Here is a 16,881-nt window from a genome sequence, read left to right on the forward strand (position 1 = left end):
GTCATGGAAGAGTTAACCAAATTAGGTTTAACCGTCACAGAGTTACGATTTGCACTGGATACTTTTTACTTTTTAATTTCCGGTGCGTTAGTGATGTGGATGGCAGCAGGTTTTGCCATGTTAGAAGCTGGACTTGTGCGTTCGAAAAATACCACTGAAATTTTAACAAAAAACGTGTGTTTATATTCTATTGCTTGTGTGATGTACCTCATTTTAGGGTACAACATTATGTATGTAGATAATGTTGACGGTGGCATTTTACCTTCTTTTGGCGCGTTAATTGGCAGCCAAAGTGAAGGTGCTGATCATGCACTAGAATCTGACTTTTTCTTCCAAGTTGTGTTTGTTGCAACAGCAATGTCGATTGTGTCTGGTGCCGTTGCTGAGCGGATGAAACTATGGGCTTTCCTTGCTTTCTCGGTTGTGATGACAGGCGTCATTTATCCTATTGAAGGCTATTGGACTTGGGGTGGCGGTTTTGTTGCTCAAGCAGGTTTTGTTGACTTTGCAGGTAGCGGAATTGTGCACATGGCGGGTGCTGCAGCAGCAATCTCAGGAGTATTATTACTGGGTGCGCGTAAAGGTAAGTATGGTGCAAACGGTCAGGTGAATCCAATCCCTGGGTCTAACTTACCTATGGCGACACTGGGTATGTTTATCTTATGGATGGGCTGGTTCGGATTTAATGGTGGTTCTCAATTATTAGTGTCAGATGCAGAAAATGCCAGTGCAGTAGCCAAGATCTTTGTCAATACAAACTCTGCCGCTGCGTTTGGTGCAGTGTCGGCTTTGTTAGTATGTCGATTTGTTTGGGGCAAAGCTGATCTAACCATGATTTTAAATGGTGCATTGGCAGGGCTTGTTGCAATTACTGCCGACCCTCTGTCTCCTTCATTTTTGATGGCTGGCATGATTGGTGTGATTGCAGGTGTTGTGGTGATTGTATCGATTATCGCTTTTGACCGAATTAAAATTGATGATCCCGTAGGTGCTATTTCGGTGCATGGCGTAGCAGGCTTTTTAGGGTTGATGTTAGTGCCTTTATCAAATGCTGATGCAAGTTTTGCTAGCCAGTTGTTTGGCGCTGCAGTTATCTTTGGTTGGGTATTTGCTGCTTCACTTGCCGTTTGGGCGGTGCTTAAATACACCGTGGGTATTCGAGTAAGCGAAGAGGAAGAATATACCGGTATGGATGCCTCGGACTGTGGAATTGATGCTTATCCTGAGTTTGTTAGCGTGAAAAGTGCATAACGGCATATAACCGTATTGAAACGAATAACAGAGCCAACAGGCTCTGTTTTTGTATGTTGCATTGTCTATAGGGCTTGCTTGAGTGAGTGCGATTAAGCAAGTGGTGTTATTTAGCGGCTAAAAAATATGCTATGTTGAAGCTAAGTTGGTATTGATTTAGGCGTGTAGTTTGATAAATGCAGGTTGTTGCGGGTTTATCTAACGTTTCTAATGTAATGACATTTAGGTGGTCGATATGCGGTTAAACTCGTTTGTTATTTTATTAATGACAGCAATGACGCTCAGTTATCCTTTGATGACTTATGCGGGAAAAGTAGTCGTTAGGAATTCTTCGGAACCTTTTGATGCCTTTGCTGTAAGAGATCAGGTATTAGCTGAGCATGATTGGAAAGAAGCTTTGCGATTACAAAGAAGTCTGACGATTATTCAATCATTGCCCTCAGGATGTATTGTCACCCCTAGCCCGTATCGACACTACCGATGTGGTCATCAGTTTTATCGACCTTATGCGCATAATAACCAGCAATTATTTATTCAAATTGACCCGCCAAAGAAACGATAACATTATGCGTTAAACTGGCTTTGACTGCGGTATTACAACAGACCAGTTTTGGCAAAAAGAGCCGTTGTTGACTAGACTGTATGCAGACTTTCTCACTCAGGAGGGAGTATGTTTAGTCTTTTAAAACCAATCACAACAATGCCATTAATCGCATGTGTTCATAAGTTTAGTCGCCGTTCGATACCAATGACATCATGGCTGTTTAGCTCATTATTAATGGTGCTGCTAAGCGCTTGCCAGTCAAATTATCACTCACGTTTAGATGTTGATACGCAATCTTTATTTCTCGATGAACACTTTATCCAACAAGATGTTTTGGCCGTTAAAGATATCTTTGCATTACCGGATGAGTTTAAAAACCAAGTCAGGCATGACTATTTAGCGGCATCTCGTACTAAAGGAAGTCGATTTTATCCTAATATTTGGTTGGCAAATTATGTCGGCGCACAAGATGGATTGTTTCAATATCAAGATCACTATACTCGCTCGGCGTCAGTGACAGCATTAAATCGTTTGGGCAATTGCATGTCGTTAGTGGTGTTGTCTGCAGCAATTGCGGATGAATTTGATATTGATGTTGAGTTTCAAGATATTGAAGTGCAACCGGTATGGGATAAACGAGGTGGTTTTTATCTTGTAAACGGGCACGTTAATCTTAAGCTTTTACCGAGTGAACGCTTAAATACATACTCCATGTTTGAAAAAAAAGTGACAGTAGATTTTTTACCAGAGCGTACCATTAGAGCCTATAAAGCCAACACCGTTTCGCGTAAAACGCTCGTCGCGATGTTTTATAATAATGTCGCGGCAGAATCGTTAGTGAAAGGAGATCTGGACTTAGCTTATGCTCTGATAAAAAAAGGTATTCAATACGACGTCAATTATTTACCTGCCATGAATACTCTTGCCGTTATTTATCGTCACAAAGCGTTGACTGAGCAAGCTGAGTTAGTTTATCGCATCGTGTTACAGCGACAACCTCAGGAGTTAACCACTTTATTTAATTTATCACTTATTTTAGGTGAACAAGGGCGTTTAGATGAATGGCATGAGGTACATAAAATATTGGAATTAGCCCGTATTAATAACCCATTTTATTATTATGATATGGCCCAGCAGGCCTATCTTGAGAAGCAATTTCAAGAAGCACTTATGTGGTATAAACGAGCGGTAGCAAAAGCGGATTATCGGCATGAGTTTTACTTTGGTTTGTCTAGAGCCTATTGGGCGACGGGTGATGAGCAGTTAGCGAAAAAACACTTACAAAAAGCATTAGCATTAAGTACTGATTCAAATAACAAGCAACGTTATCAATTGAAGTTAAAGGCCATGCAAGCGCATTAGTCGGACAATTAATGCTTCGATAACCCACAAAAAGTGCAGTTTCTAATACCCTAGTGTGACTCATTAATGGTGCGCTGTATTTACTTCACGCTCACTTTTTTAAGCTAATTATGATAAAAGTAGTCACTGACTTATTATTGGTCATATATATCGCTTAAAATTATATTTATATGGTTTTTTTATTCATTATTTATCAGAAAAAATTAAAGGTTGTTGTTTAAAGTTATATAAAAAACAGTCGCTTAACTTTTGATTGTTGTTGTGAATAATCTTTTGTTGCAAAGCGGTTGATTACTGGTTAAATTGAATTGTTATGTCATTTAATTCAATGCTTTTTGTTTGTTTTAGTGTGTTATTTGATGAGGTTTGATTTTAGTTGGAGTCAGGGTTGTATGTTTTATCAAAATGATGATGTAAGAATTAATGCTGTAAAAGAGTTATTGCCGCCAATTGCAATTCTTGAACGATTTCCAGCCTCAGAAAATGCCTCTGAAACTGTATTTAAAGCTCGAGATAGCATTCATCGTATTTTGAATAAAAAAGATGATCGTTTATTAGTTGTGATTGGCCCATGTTCTATACATGACCCGGTTGCTGCACTTGATTATGGTCGTCGCCTAGTTGAGTTAAGAGAACAATATCAAGACCAACTTGAAATAGTGATGCGAGTCTATTTTGAAAAACCACGCACCACAGTGGGTTGGAAAGGATTAATTAATGACCCTTATATGGATAACAGCTATAAATTAAACGATGGATTAAGAACAGCACGTAAACTGTTGGTTGAACTCAATAATAGCGGTATGCCAACAGCTGGTGAGTTTTTAGACATGATCACCCCTCAGTATATGGCAGACCTTATGTGCTGGGGTGCCATTGGGGCACGAACAACTGAGTCGCAAGTTCACCGAGAATTAGCTTCTGGTTTATCATGCCCAGTAGGATTTAAAAATGGCACTGATGGCACCATTAAGGTCGCTATTGATGCCATTGGCGCGTCAAATGCACCGCATCATTTTCTTTCCGTGACCAAGCTTGGTCATTCTGCGATAGTATCAACAAAAGGAAACCCTGATTGCCATATTATTTTACGTGGTGGTAAAGCTCCTAATTATAGCGCTGAGCATGTTGAGCAAATTACTCAACAATTAGTGAGCTCTAAACTTGAAGCCAACATTATGATTGACTTTAGTCATGCCAATAGTGAAAAAGATTATCGTCGTCAGATGTTAGTCGCCAAAGATGTGGCTAAGCAAATTAGTCAAGGTAGTACAGCCATATTTGGTGCAATGGTCGAAAGTAACCTTGTTGAAGGTAGACAAGATATTGCCGCAGGAAAAGAACTGACCTATGGCCAAAGTGTTACTGATGGCTGTATTGGTTGGGGTGATACAGAAGAATTAATAGAGAGATTAAACCAAGCTGTGTTAGATAAACGACAAAGTCAATAAATAGTAAAACTAAGGCGCATTATGCGCCTTAGTTATTTAGCTAGATGTACTAGATATTCATTGGCTTTAGCGAGACTTCCAAAGGCTGAAATCAAGTTTTTTCTGCCTTTATCTTCTAGTTCAGAGTTACCCGATTCAATCATCATCCATACCCAAGTTTGAATTAATTGTTTTGGTGGGTATTGCACTTTGGTTGTGTCCAACATAAAATTTCCTAGCAATTCAATTGGTTAGCTTTCTGTTGCTAAAAGCTACTACTAAGTTCAGAGCAGAATATCAAATTCTTTTATTCGAGATAACTGTAAAACATCATAAAAAAGGTTTCTAGGTAAAATATTTTATTAAATTAGCTCCTTGGTATTATACGAATTTTTTAAATGTAAGTCTAAAGCTGTATGCTGCAGTTATTTTCTCTTGGAGAATCATGATTGAGGGTTAATCTTTAATGACATTCTCTTCCAAAAAGCGATGAGTGATAAGTTAACTGGCCAATAGATGTGATTAAATAATGAGGTTAGCGCAAGACAAGTGTCAGCAATTATTTTTGAGGCTTTTTAAAGCGAAAAGGGGCAGTTAATGAGACCATCAGCTTATTTTGATGGACCAATTGGTAAGTTAAATTGGCAAGTTGTGCAGATGTTATGGCCATACCTGACCGAGTTTAAAGCGCGTATTTCATTGGCGTTATTTTGTTTGGTTATTGCCAAGCTTGCCAGTATTGGATTGCCGTTTATTTTAAAAGACCTTGTTGATACCTTAGGCGGTGCTGACTCGCAATTTATTATAGCCCCCATTGCGTTAGTGATGGCTTATGGTGGTTTGCGTTTTTTAAATGTAATTATTGGTGAGATTAGAGATACCTTATTTGGCCGAGTGACTGAGCGTGCAATGCGGCGTTTAGGATTGGCCGTATTTGAGCATTTACATCGATTAGATTTAGACTTTCATCTAGAACGCCGCACCGGAGGATTATCTAGAGATATTGAACGTGGCACTAGTGGTATCAGTTTTTTGATGCGCTTTATGGTGTTCAATATTGTCCCGACCTTATTAGAGATCGCCTTAGTCATTGGTATTTTCTTCGTTCAATATGGTTGGATATATGCCCTTATTACACTCAGTGCTGTTGTTGCTTATATTTTATTTTCAATAAAGGCCACTGAGTGGCGTACTGGTTTTGTCAGAGAGTCAGCAAAGGCAGATTCGTTATCAAATACGCGTGTTGTTGACAGCTTGCTTAACTATGAAACGGTAAAATATTTTAATAATGAACAATATGAAACCAATGCCTATGACGACGCGTTAGCTCAGTGGGAGGCTGCAAAACGCAAAAACCGTTTATCGTTATTAATACTTAACAGTGGCCAAGCCTTGATTATTGCTACAGCAATGACAGCGATGATGGGACTGGCGATGCATGAGGTGGTTGATAAGACCATGACCGTTGGTGACTTTGTATTAATTAATGCATTTATGATGCAACTATTTATGCCATTAAACTTTCTTGGCTTTGTTTATAGAGAGATCCGTGGGGCATTGGCAAATATTGAAAGAATGTTTGAAATTTTACGCCGACAACCTGCAGTTGTCGAGCAGGAAAAACCACTATCTACACTCATTTCAAAGGGCGAAATTAGCTTTAAAAATGTTGATTTTCAATATGATAGCCGTGCTATTTTAAATCAGGTCTCTTTATCAGTGCCAGCAGGTAGTAAAGTGGCTGTAGTTGGCGATAGCGGGGCAGGTAAGTCTACGCTTATCAAGCTGTTGTATCGTTTTTATGATGTAGATAATGGCACAATTACTATTGATGGTGTCAACATAAATGAGTTAAGTTTAGATGCATTAAGACGGGCTATTGCGATTGTTCCTCAAGATACGGTGTTATTTAATCGTTCTATTTATGACAACATTTTATACGGCCAACCAGGGGCAAGTGAGCAAGAGGTAAAAGAGGCTGCGGAGCTTGCTCATTTGACTGGTTTTATTGAGTCACTTCCCGATAAATGGCAAACCATGGTTGGAGAGCGCGGGCTTAAGTTGTCTGGTGGAGAAAAGCAACGCGTTTCGATTGCCCGAGCCATACTTAAACAAGCACCTATTTTGGTGTTTGATGAAGCAACTTCATCACTTGATAGCCGCTCTGAAAAAGCTATTTTGAGTGCGATTAAAGTTGCAGAACAAGGTCATACGAGTTTAGTGGTCGCACATCGATTATCAACGATTGTAGATGCTGACATGATTGTTGTATTAAGTGCAGGTAAAGTCGTTGAACAAGGCACACATGATGCGCTGCTTTCGCAAGCTGGACTTTACGCGCGTTTATGGTCTATTCAAAATGAGAGTTAAAGCGAATTGTGTCTCAGTGTATGCATTAAGCATTTTTAAACAGGAGTTTAAGAGGTTATTCAAAGATATGTAGCGATATTTAACATCCTAATCTCGCTTCTTTTATCAGAATGAGTATAATTATGCAAAATAATAAAGTCATACTTAGCTAAGTCATATTAAGTGACGTTGATTGGAGGAATCGGTGCAAAACATTGCATTAAAAGCTGCCTTGGAAGGTACCCAGCATGAAGTCAAAACAGATTGGTTTGCGATTAAAGCGATGCTTGAAACCCGCGAAATGTCTGGATTAGATGTGCAGAATGTTTATAACGATCTGTGCGCTGGCTTAATTGTCACCACGAGAGGGTTAACATTATCTAAAATTAGCGATGATGATAATGGTATTGATGCCATTAAAGACGCTGGTGATACCGATGATTTACTCATAAAGTAAAGTTGTAACGCAACTTACTACTATTTTTTTTGCCAACTAGCGCAAACCATTTTTTGCTTATTTATGTGGTTATTATCCGGTGTTAATCGGGTAATTCGCCCTTTTTCAAAGCATATCACCTCACCTTCAATTTCAGACAGGCGAACGCAGCTCTGACAAGTTAGCCCCATCAATTTTTGATTCATGTACAACCCCTCAGATTTTTCTTTCAATGCATTTCCTTAGTCTAAAAAAAGTGATCTAGTTCAAGTTGATAGTACATTAGTTCTGCTTTAGAGCAATATATTCTCACAATCATGTTGCGGTAATCGTCAATAAACAACATTGGAATACATGGTGTGGTTACATTTTATACAACTAATTAACAAATGGCTTATTGATGATTCAGTCTTTTTTGGATTTGCACTGATGGTTTGTGCAAATTAGAATCAAACAATAACTTCCCTTCATTTGGTGGAAAGTTTCTGATTTTGAAAGAGAAATAAAAAAAGCAGTATTAGCCTCAAGTTGTTCATTAATTGGCCGATAATAAGGTTACGCATGAATGTAACATGAACTAAGGTAAAACAGCATGGAAATTAAATCAGCGGGCAATTTAAGTCACGCTTCATCAGTGGCTAACGATGCCACGTCAAAAGCGAGTGCAGACTCGACCGACAAGGTAAATGTCTCACAAACTAATGCTACGCATAAAACGGCTTTTAGGATAAGTAAAGACTATCAAAATAGCAGTATTTTAGCGGCGCAAGAAAAAGTCAGCATTGCTTCTGGCGACCAATCGATGGCGTTGCTTTATCGCGCTGCAGTTGATTCGATTAATACTGAATTAGAGCCATCAATGGGTACGGATGCTATTCAAAAAGGTATGGATGCAGGGGTTGATTACAGCCCTGAAGCAACGGCGGATAGAATTGTTTCATTTGCGACTAACTTTTTTCAAATGCACCAGAATCAAAACCATACCCAAGGTTTTAATGACCAGCTTAATGGCTTTATGGATAAAATTTCGGGTGCAATTGATACAGGTTTTAACGATGCAAAAGGCATTTTAGATGGATTAAAAGTGCTTAATGGTGATATTGCAACGGGTGTTGATCAAACTTATGACCTAGTACAACAAGGTTTGTCTAAGTTTAAAGAGAATACCTTAAGTGCGCATACATCCACTAGTAGTCAAACCGTATCTGTAAACGGTGATGCTCAATAGGTATTTGGATGCTCAATGTTTTTGACGGATTAACAATGAAGTCAACGCGATGCTTAAAGGTAATATGACAAACTGATGTCACACACTATTGTTGAGTGCGATAGATTTCAAAAAGTCATTTTTACTATGTTAAGCAACAGCATATTTGAAATACACTATACTAATGTTTTTGGTAGTAGTTTGTGAAAGAGGCAAATATGTGGACGACTGGCAAAGTAGTTTCCAAAACACAATGGAACGATAAATTGTTCTCGTTAGGTATTCGTGCCGATATTGCACCTTACTTAGCGGGGCAGTTTATTAAATTAAGCCAAGTAAAAGATGATAAACGCATCGCCAGAGCCTATTCCCTTGTTAACTCTCCTGATTCTCCCTATCTCGAAGTCTTAGCTGTTGCGGTTGAAGATGGGGCTTTATCGCCCAATTTGCAACAATTACAAATCGGTGATGATATTGACGTGTCGACTAAAGCAACCGGTTTTATGACGCTTGAAGAAATTCCGTCGGGCGTTATTCAAGGTGAAAACTTGTGGTTGTTAGCCACCGGGACTGCCGTTGGACCTTTTATTTCAATGCTAGGTACCAGCGAACCGTGGCAAAGGTTTAAGCGTGTTTTTTTAGTGTATGGCGCAAGAAAACGACATGATTTGGCTTACCTTGAACAATTAAACATGCTAACTCAAAAGTACCCACAACAATTTACTATTGTTACCTGTATCACTCGAGAAGCTAATCCTGACGGATTAAATTGTCGTATCCCACAAGGGTTAATCAATGGCGCGATTGAGCAATTTTGTGACGCCACTATTACTGCTGATGATTCACAAGTCATGATTTGTGGCAATCCTGCAATGATAACTGAAGTACAAGGGTTGTTACGTGAAAGAGGGCTGGCTAAAAACCTAAGGCGCGCACCAGGTCAAATTACCGTAGAAAAATATTGGTAAGCAGACTTACTCATTAACCATAAGCCAAATTTTCATTTTGTTGTTGTTTATGCTGTTTTTTGTACTTATTTTGTTGTTTTGATGTTGCCCACACTTCTGTAATCATTTATTCTGCCCGTATTGATAATTATTATCATTTTGTTAACGCGAAATGATAATTTTTACTGTCAGCCGATTAAATCATAATAGCCAGAATTTGGGAGTCATCGAGAATGAAACTATTGAAAAGTATTGCAATTTTAGGCCTAGCTAGTATTGCGGGGGGGGTGAATGCGGCGGATAACTTAACCGTGTACTCATATCGCCAAGCTTTTTTAATTGACCCTATTTTAGAAAAATTTACTCAAGATACTGGTATTAAAGTTGATGTGGTTTTTTCGAAAAATGGTATTGCTGAACGTATTCAGCGCGAAGGTAAGCTGTCTCCAGCTGATATCGTACTGACTTCAGATTTCTCTCGTTTAATTGAATTGGTTAAAAAAGACTTAGTCGCTCCGATAGAAAGCGACGTTATTAACCACAATATCCCATCGCAATACCGTGCACCTGATCACACATGGTATGCACTCACGAAGCGTGTGCGTAATATCTATTCTTCAAAAGAACGTTTAGGTAAGCTTGATATTAATTATGAAGATTTAGCTTCTGCACAATACAAAGGTAAAGTTTGTACTCGCAGTGGTAAGCATCCATACAATGTCGCTCTTGTTGCGTCGATGATTGCACATCATGGTGAAGTTGAAGCTAAGCAATGGCTGAGTGGATTTAAAGCCAATCTTGCACGTAAACCTCAGGGCAATGACCGTGCTCAAGTTAAAGCGGTAAAAGAAGGTTTATGTGATATCGCTATCGGCAATAGCTACTACTTAGGTAAAATGCTTGCGGATCCAAAACAAAAAAGTTGGGCCGATTCTGTTTATCTTAACTTCCCAAATCAAGCTAACCGTGGGTCACACGTTAACGTATCCGGCATGGCTCTGACCAAGTATTCACCAAATAAAGACAATGCTGTTAAGTTGATGGAGTACTTAACGTCGCCTATTGCCCAGCAAGCATATGCAGAAGTTAACTTTGAATATCCAGTTAATCCGCAAGTTAAGCCATCATCATTGGTGGCATCTTGGGGGGAGTATAAAGCAGATGCGTTACCAATTTATAAGTTGGCTGAGTATCATCAAGCAGCAATGAAATTACTCGATGAAGTTAAATTTGACCTTTAATCATATTGTTATTTAAAGTTGTATTAACAAATCGTTTATATAATCTATCCCTTATACGTCATTGCTTTGGCTAGATTAACTGGATAACAATATGATTTTAGGCTTAACCAGAAGCTGGACGCTGGCTGGTTATATAGTAGCGGCAATATTAATATTGCCGCTACTAGCGCTTTTAGTACAGGCTACTATGCCTGACGAAGCGGTGTTCTCTCATCTCTACGACACTGTTTTACCAACCTATATCTACAATAGTTTGATACTAATGTTGTTGGTTTGTGTCGGTTCGCTTTTAATTGCCATTCCTGCCGCTTGGCTAATTGCCCGTTGTGATTTTCCCGGTCGCAAGTATTTCCAATGGTTATTGTTATTACCCTTGGCAATGCCTGCTTATATCGTTGCTTACGTTTATACCGACTTATTTGATTATGCCGGTATTGTGCAACGAACACTGAGGATGTTGTTTGAGTGGCAAGGCCCGCATGACTATTACTTTCCGCAAGTACGTAGTTTGGGCGGCGCCGCTATCATGCTGTCTTTAGTGCTTTTCCCCTATATTTATTTATTAGCTCGAACTGCTTTTATGGAGCAATCATCTAGTTTATTACATGCATCAAGAGTGATGGGGTGCGGTTCTTGGCGCAGTTTTTGGCGACTCTCACTGCCAATGGCAAGGCCTGCACTTGCTGTTGGGGTTGCTTTAGTGGCAATGGAAACCGCAGCAGACTTTGCAACAGTGGATTACTTTGCTGTGCCGACGCTAACGACTGCTGTTTATGATACATGGCTGGGCTACGGCAGTTTAGCCGCGGCAGCGAAATTATCTACGATTATGTTATTGGTGATTTTTGCCATTGTTGGCTTTGAACGATTTGCTAGACGTAAACAAAAGTTATTTCAAAAGCAGACTGGAATAGATGAGTCTGATAGGCATGTGCTTAATGGTAGCAAAATGCTAGTCGCGACGGCCTACTGTAGTGTGTTGTTACTGCTTGCCTTTGTGTTGCCCTTTGTCATTCTCTGTCAGTACGCCGTTGATTACTTTGCCCAAAGTTGGAGTGCTAAGTTTTTTGAATATAGTCTTAACAGTTTATATATTTCTGCATTGGTGAGTGCATTGTGTGTCACGATATCATTAGGATTGGTGTTTGTTCGCCGTGTTAGCCCAAGGCGCATGGATACCGTTCCATCAAGGCTGGCTAGTACAGGGTATGCGATTCCCGGTACCGTGTTAGCCATTGGCGTGTTAGTGCCATTAACGTATTTAGATTTCGGCATTAATGATATTTATGCCTATTTTGATCAAAAAGGCCCAGGATTAGTGCTTACTGGCAGTGTTTGTGCGTTAGTGTTTGCTTTTTGTGTGCGCTTTATTGCTATTACCATTGGCAGTATTGAGAACAGCTATAAACAAATTTCCCCTTCGCTGGATATGGCCAGTATCACCATGAAACAAACCCCAACAAACTTACTTTGGCGGGTACATTTACCCTTGTTAAATAAAGGGATATTTGCTGGAGCGTTATTGGTGTTTATTGAGAGTATGAAAGAATTACCAGCGGCCTTGTTATTACGTCCCATTGGCTTTGAAAATCTTGCCACTCATGTATACCAATATGTGTCTGATGAACAGTTAGAGCTAGGGGCATTATCAGCGATTGTGATTGTATTAGTCGGGCTTATTCCGTTGATTTACTTAAATCGCTCACTGGAGCAAAAAAACTAATGTCGACCTTATCTATTGAAAATGTCTCAAGCGCTTATGACGGGACAGTTATTCTTAAGCAGCTTAATTTGGCATTAAATCAAGGTGAAATAGTGGCCTTGTTAGGACCAAGTGGTTGCGGTAAAACGACCTTATTAAGAGCGATTGCAGGCTTGCAACCTGTCACTGAAGGACGCATTAGTATTAATGGCAACCTGCTTAATGGTGACGGCGTATTTGTACCCAGTGAACAGCGTGATGTAGGGATGATATTTCAAGATTACGCGTTGTTTCCTCATATGACCGTTGCTCAAAATGTGTTGTTCGGGGTGAGAGGATTATCAAAACTTGAACGTGAGTCTCGTTTGGATGAAATGTTGACATTGGTGAAATTAGAGGGCTTGGCCAAGCGTTATCCACATGAGCTTTCTGGCGGCCAACAGCAACGAGTTTCGATTGCTCGCTCACTCGCATATGAACCTGACATTCTATTGCTTGATGAGCCATTTTCTAATATCGACAGCCAAGTACGCAATGAAATGATGCTGGAAATTCGACAAATCCTAAAACAGCATAATGTCAGTGCAGTATTTGTTACTCACAGTAAAGATGAAGCATTTGTGTTTGCCGATAAACTGGCTTTATTTCATCATGGTTCAATTGCCCAATATGGCTTAGCTGAAACGCTTTACCATCACCCCAAAAACCGTTATGTGGCGCAATTTCTTGGGGCGGGTAATTATATTAGTGTGACGCAAGCCGATGAATTCACAGTTGATTCCGTGCTCGGTAAGATTAACTCAACGACGCCATTAACTTTTAATAAAGTTGGCCAAGTTGTTGGTGAATTATTACTTAGGCCTGAGCAATTACAGTTGACATTGCAAGATGATGGTAACGGCACGATTGTTGAGCGGCACTATGTTGGCACGGCTTGTCAATATTGGGTTGAAGTCGGCAAGCAACGTGTGGAAGTCCGCAGTCAGCAATTGCATTTAAACATTGGCCAAAACGTGCAAATTACTGCCCAAGTTGACCCAATGGTGATATTTTAATAAATGAGCTTGTTGGAAATGTGAGTCACGCCTAAGCAATATCAAATAAGGTAAGTTAGATTTAAATGTTAGGTTTAGTGCCAAGTGATAACAGCAATAATTTCATATACCAACATAGATTAAGGTGGTAGATTTTAAAATGGATAATCAAGCTATGCCTCGTGAACAATTAGGAATATGCGCAGAAGGTAATTTACATAGCGTTTATTTGATGTTTAATGTCAATGATGGCGCCGAATCGCATATGCGAGCGTCATTGGCTAGTGTTGCCCAATATATCTATGAACTGACGGATCAGTTTTCTGATAGCGCTTTCAATGGTTTTGTGGCTATTGGTGCTAATTTTTGGGATAGCTACTACCCAGACGCTCGCCCTGCATTACTCAAACCCTTCCCATCAATGCAGCAAGATAACCGTGACGCACCGGCGATTGAATTTGATTTATTTATCCAACTGCGTTGTGACAGAATCGATATCTTGCATTTAGTTGCCAATGAAATTCATCAAATGTTAGAAGATAGTGTTGAGTTGATTGATGAAGAACGCGGCTTTAGATTTATGGATAGTCGTGATTTAACCGGTTTTGTTGATGGCACAGAAAACCCAAAGGGGCGTAACCGTCAACAAGTTGCATTAGTTGGTGATGAAGACAGTCAATTTACTCAAGGCAGCTATGTTCATGTGCAAAAGTTTGCTCATAACTTAAGTAAATGGAACCGACTACCGGTTAAGAAACAAGAAGACATTGTTGGTCGCACCAAAGAAGATAATATTGAATACGCCTCAGAAGATAAGCCATTAACTAGCCACTTAAAGCGGGTTAATTTGAAGTCGGATGATGGTGAATCACTAGAAATTTTGCGTCAAAGCATGCCTTATGGCTCAGTTAAAGAGCAAGGTCTTATCTTTATTTCGGTATGTCGCACGCCAGCGCATTTTGAAAAAATGTTGCGTAGCATGGTTCACGGTGATGGACATGGTAACTTCGACCATTTAATGAATTTCACCAAGGCGTTAACTGGTTCATCATTCTTTGCGCCATCACTGGATTTTTTGTTGCAGTTTGAACAAGGCTAACGTGGTGATGGTTAACCTAAAAATGCTTGTACGCTAAGGGGTGCTTGGTGGGCAATCATCAATAATACATTTTATTTGTTTGCCGGTTAATTAATTGACCACTAAAAAAGCAATGCCTTGGCATTGCTTTTTTGTTGATGTATTTCGAAACCCCTTACCGATTAGGTCGTCATTAAGGCTTATCAAAATATAATGGGTTTACTCGCTGTAGTTAAATAAAGACTTCACCGTTTCTAACGTGTCATCAATGGTTTTGATACTAGCAGGGCAAATGAAAATGGTGTCATCGCCAGCAATGGTACCTAAAATCCCTTCAGGTTTCCCTATTGAGTCAAGCAAGCGTGCAATTAATTGCGCTGCACCTGGGCTGGTTCGAACTACAATCATCGCTTGGTTATGATCGACGTCTAAGACTAAGTTTTTTAATGGGCTGCCAGCGGTTGGTACACCCAGTTCTGCAGGTAAGCAGTACACCATCTCTTGTTTTGCATTTCGGGTGCGCACGGCGCCAAACTTACTTAGCATCCGCGAGACTTTAGATTGATTTATATTGCCAAATCCTTCCCCTTGAAGCGCAGTGACAATCTCACTTTGGCTTCCAAAGCGCTCTTCTTTCAAGATCGATTTAAATGTTCTGACCAATTCATCTTGGTTTTTAGTTGCCGGCATAATGTTGATTTCTTCTTATGATTGTTATTCAAAAAACCGCTATATTTTGAATAGAAGTTGAATCAAAGTCAACATAGCGGCAGATTTTGTGAATAATAATTCACGACTTTCATTCTTATTTACATGTTTTATGTAAATACTGTGCTAATGTTTTCTAATAAAGCATAAACCGCGTGTTATTGCCTATCATATATTCCAGATATGATTTAGATCATCTTGTGATTTATATCTACTTGCTAGACTGCGCTCCGTTTATTCGATAACACTTATTCAAGGTTTATAAATATGTCAACGCACAACCCTTCACTATTCTCTCGAGGATGGTCTCGTTGGATGGCAGTTCCATTGTGGATGCAAATTTTAGTCGGTATGGCATTAGGCATCGTTGTCGGTGTCGGCTTGGGTGAGTCAGCAACGATATTGAAGCCTATTGGCACCATTTTTGTGAATACCATTAAAATGTTAATTGTGCCTTTGGTTTTTTGTTCATTGATTGTCGGTGTGACATCGATGCAAGACACCGCAAAAATGGGCCGGATTGGATTCAAATCATTTGCGTTTTATATGGCGACCACATCTGTCGCGATATCAATCGGCCTAATCATTGGTTATGTCATGCAACCCGGTGCAGGTTTAAATTTAGAATCAGTGAGCACTCAAAGTGCAGTTAAAGAAGCGCCTTCAATTATGGAAACGTTAATTAATATCGTGCCAACCAACCCTGTGGCGGCGCTGGCGAGCGGTCAAATATTACAGGTCATTGTGTTTGCCGTTGCGCTAGGGGTGGCATTGGTGCTGATTGGCGAGCGCGGAAAACCTGCAATAGCGGTGTTTGAAAGCCTTGCTGAAGCCATGTTCAAATTGACCGACATGGTAATGAAATTGGCGCCATACGGGGTATTTGGACTCATGGCTTGGGTTGCCGGCGAGTATGGCTTAGATATGTTATTGCCATTAATGAAAGTGATCGTTGCAGTTTATGTGGGGTGTTTCCTGCATATTGTTGGTTTTTACAGTGCGACGTTGGCCTTGCTGGGCAAGCTTAATCCGATTCACTTTTTTAAAGGTATTAGCAATGCCATTGTTGTGGCGTATACCACTTCAAGCTCCGCAGGTTCACTACCGGCAAGTATGAAGTGCGCTAACGACCTCGGTGTACATAAAAAGATTTCTAGCTTTGTCTTACCGTTAGGTACAACCATCAACATGGATGGTACCGCGTTATACCAAGGTGTGACGGCGTTGTTTGTTGCCCAAGCTTTTGGTGTCGATCTAACATGGGTTGATTACATTACAATTATCCTAACGGGTACGTTAGCATCTATCGGCACCGCAGGTGTTCCTGGTGCGGGTTTAGTGATGTTAACTTTAGTGCTCACAACGGTTGGTTTGCCGCTAGAAGGGGTTGCCATCATTGCCGGTATCGACCGGATACTCGATATGGCTCGAACCACGGTGAATGTTTGTGGCGATTTAGCCGCGACAACCATCATTGCAAGAAGTGAAAATGAGCTTAACGTTGACCAATATCATGCTGATGTAAAAACTAAAAATGAGGATGCATAAGCATTATTTAAATGTGATTAGCCCATTTTTTAGCGAATAACCGT

At 40.0% G+C, this 16,881-nt stretch carries 16 protein-coding genes; 13 read left to right on the plus strand and 3 right to left on the minus strand.

Going from position 1 to position 16,881, the window contains the following annotated elements; translation table 11 throughout:
* Positions 1-3: 3 nt before the first annotated feature.
* The 4 genes from G3R48_RS15530 (at position 4) to aroG (ending at position 4,608) form a co-directional block, all read left to right on the plus strand.
* Positions 4-1,251, plus strand: a complete 1,248-nt coding sequence (locus G3R48_RS15530; RefSeq protein ID WP_153666135.1) for an ammonium transporter — start codon at positions 4-6, stop codon at positions 1,249-1,251.
* A 235-nt stretch (positions 1,252-1,486) separates the two neighbouring features.
* Positions 1,487-1,813 (plus strand): hypothetical protein, encoded by a 327-nt coding sequence (locus G3R48_RS15535; RefSeq protein WP_228497515.1) that lies wholly within the window; start codon positions 1,487-1,489, stop codon positions 1,811-1,813.
* Between the two features lie 186 nt (positions 1,814-1,999).
* Positions 2,000-3,157, plus strand: coding sequence for a tetratricopeptide repeat protein (locus tag G3R48_RS15540; RefSeq protein ID WP_153666182.1), 1,158 nt, complete (start codon positions 2,000-2,002; stop codon positions 3,155-3,157).
* 392 nt (positions 3,158-3,549) lie between these two features.
* Positions 3,550-4,608, plus strand: coding sequence for a 3-deoxy-7-phosphoheptulonate synthase AroG (aroG, locus tag G3R48_RS15545; RefSeq protein WP_153666136.1), 1,059 nt, complete (start codon positions 3,550-3,552; stop codon positions 4,606-4,608).
* A 32-nt stretch (positions 4,609-4,640) separates the two neighbouring features.
* Here the strand turns inward: aroG and G3R48_RS15550 are convergent, their stop codons facing one another.
* Entirely contained in the window at positions 4,641-4,814 is a 174-nt protein-coding gene (locus G3R48_RS15550; protein ID WP_153666137.1) for a hypothetical protein, read from the minus strand.
* Positions 4,815-5,184: 370 nt separating this feature from the next.
* Between G3R48_RS15550 and G3R48_RS15555 the strand changes: the two genes are divergently transcribed.
* Together G3R48_RS15555 and G3R48_RS15560 are read left to right on the plus strand one after the other, a co-directional pair.
* Complete coding sequence (locus tag G3R48_RS15555; protein ID WP_153666138.1) at positions 5,185-6,957, plus strand: ABCB family ABC transporter ATP-binding protein/permease; 1,773 nt, start codon at positions 5,185-5,187, stop codon at positions 6,955-6,957.
* A gap of 184 nt (positions 6,958-7,141) precedes the next feature.
* Positions 7,142-7,393 carry a hypothetical protein gene (locus G3R48_RS15560; RefSeq protein WP_153666139.1) on the plus strand — a complete coding sequence of 84 codons (252 nt, stop codon included), beginning with the start codon at positions 7,142-7,144 and terminating at the stop codon, positions 7,391-7,393.
* A 20-nt stretch (positions 7,394-7,413) separates the two neighbouring features.
* Here G3R48_RS15560 and G3R48_RS15565 read toward each other — a convergent pair whose 3' ends face one another.
* Positions 7,414-7,578 carry a hypothetical protein gene (locus tag G3R48_RS15565; RefSeq protein ID WP_194823920.1) on the minus strand — a complete coding sequence of 55 codons (165 nt, stop codon included), beginning with the start codon at positions 7,576-7,578 and terminating at the stop codon, positions 7,414-7,416.
* A gap of 386 nt (positions 7,579-7,964) precedes the next feature.
* On the opposite strand from G3R48_RS15565, the gene G3R48_RS15570 reads away from it, so the two are divergent.
* The 6 genes from G3R48_RS15570 to G3R48_RS15595 all read left to right on the plus strand — a co-directional run bounded on the left by G3R48_RS15570 (position 7,965) and on the right by G3R48_RS15595 (position 14,602).
* Positions 7,965-8,600 (plus strand): DUF5610 domain-containing protein, encoded by a 636-nt coding sequence (locus G3R48_RS15570; RefSeq protein ID WP_153666140.1) that lies wholly within the window; start codon positions 7,965-7,967, stop codon positions 8,598-8,600.
* 197 nt (positions 8,601-8,797) lie between these two features.
* On the plus strand, positions 8,798-9,547 hold the full coding sequence (locus G3R48_RS15575) for a ferredoxin--NADP reductase (RefSeq protein WP_153666141.1): 750 nt from the start codon (positions 8,798-8,800) through the stop codon (positions 9,545-9,547).
* 212 nt (positions 9,548-9,759) lie between these two features.
* Positions 9,760-10,767: a Fe(3+) ABC transporter substrate-binding protein gene (locus tag G3R48_RS15580; protein ID WP_153666142.1), complete on the plus strand. Its 1,008-nt coding sequence runs from the start codon at positions 9,760-9,762 to the stop codon at positions 10,765-10,767.
* Between the two features lie 91 nt (positions 10,768-10,858).
* On the plus strand, positions 10,859-12,490 hold the full coding sequence (locus G3R48_RS15585; RefSeq protein WP_153666143.1) for an ABC transporter permease: 1,632 nt from the start codon (positions 10,859-10,861) through the stop codon (positions 12,488-12,490).
* A complete protein-coding gene (locus G3R48_RS15590) occupies positions 12,490-13,524 on the plus strand; it encodes an ABC transporter ATP-binding protein (RefSeq protein WP_153666144.1) in 1,035 nt (344 codons plus the stop codon). Before G3R48_RS15585 ends, G3R48_RS15590 begins: the two co-directional genes overlap by 1 nt.
* A 139-nt stretch (positions 13,525-13,663) precedes the next feature.
* Complete coding sequence (locus G3R48_RS15595; RefSeq protein WP_153666145.1) at positions 13,664-14,602, plus strand: Dyp-type peroxidase; 939 nt, start codon at positions 13,664-13,666, stop codon at positions 14,600-14,602.
* Between the two features lie 198 nt (positions 14,603-14,800).
* Here the strand turns inward: G3R48_RS15595 and argR are convergent, their stop codons facing one another.
* On the minus strand, positions 14,801-15,271 hold the full coding sequence (gene argR / locus G3R48_RS15600) for a transcriptional regulator ArgR (protein WP_153666146.1): 471 nt from the start codon (positions 15,269-15,271) through the stop codon (positions 14,801-14,803).
* 285 nt (positions 15,272-15,556) lie between these two features.
* On the opposite strand from argR, the gene G3R48_RS15605 reads away from it, so the two are divergent.
* Positions 15,557-16,837, plus strand: a complete 1,281-nt coding sequence (locus tag G3R48_RS15605; protein ID WP_153666147.1) for a dicarboxylate/amino acid:cation symporter — start codon at positions 15,557-15,559, stop codon at positions 16,835-16,837.
* Positions 16,838-16,881: the final 44 nt, after the last annotated feature.

Source organism: Shewanella intestini, from assembly GCF_018221465.1.
Classification (GTDB): Bacteria; Pseudomonadota; Gammaproteobacteria; order Enterobacterales; family Shewanellaceae; genus Shewanella; species Shewanella intestini.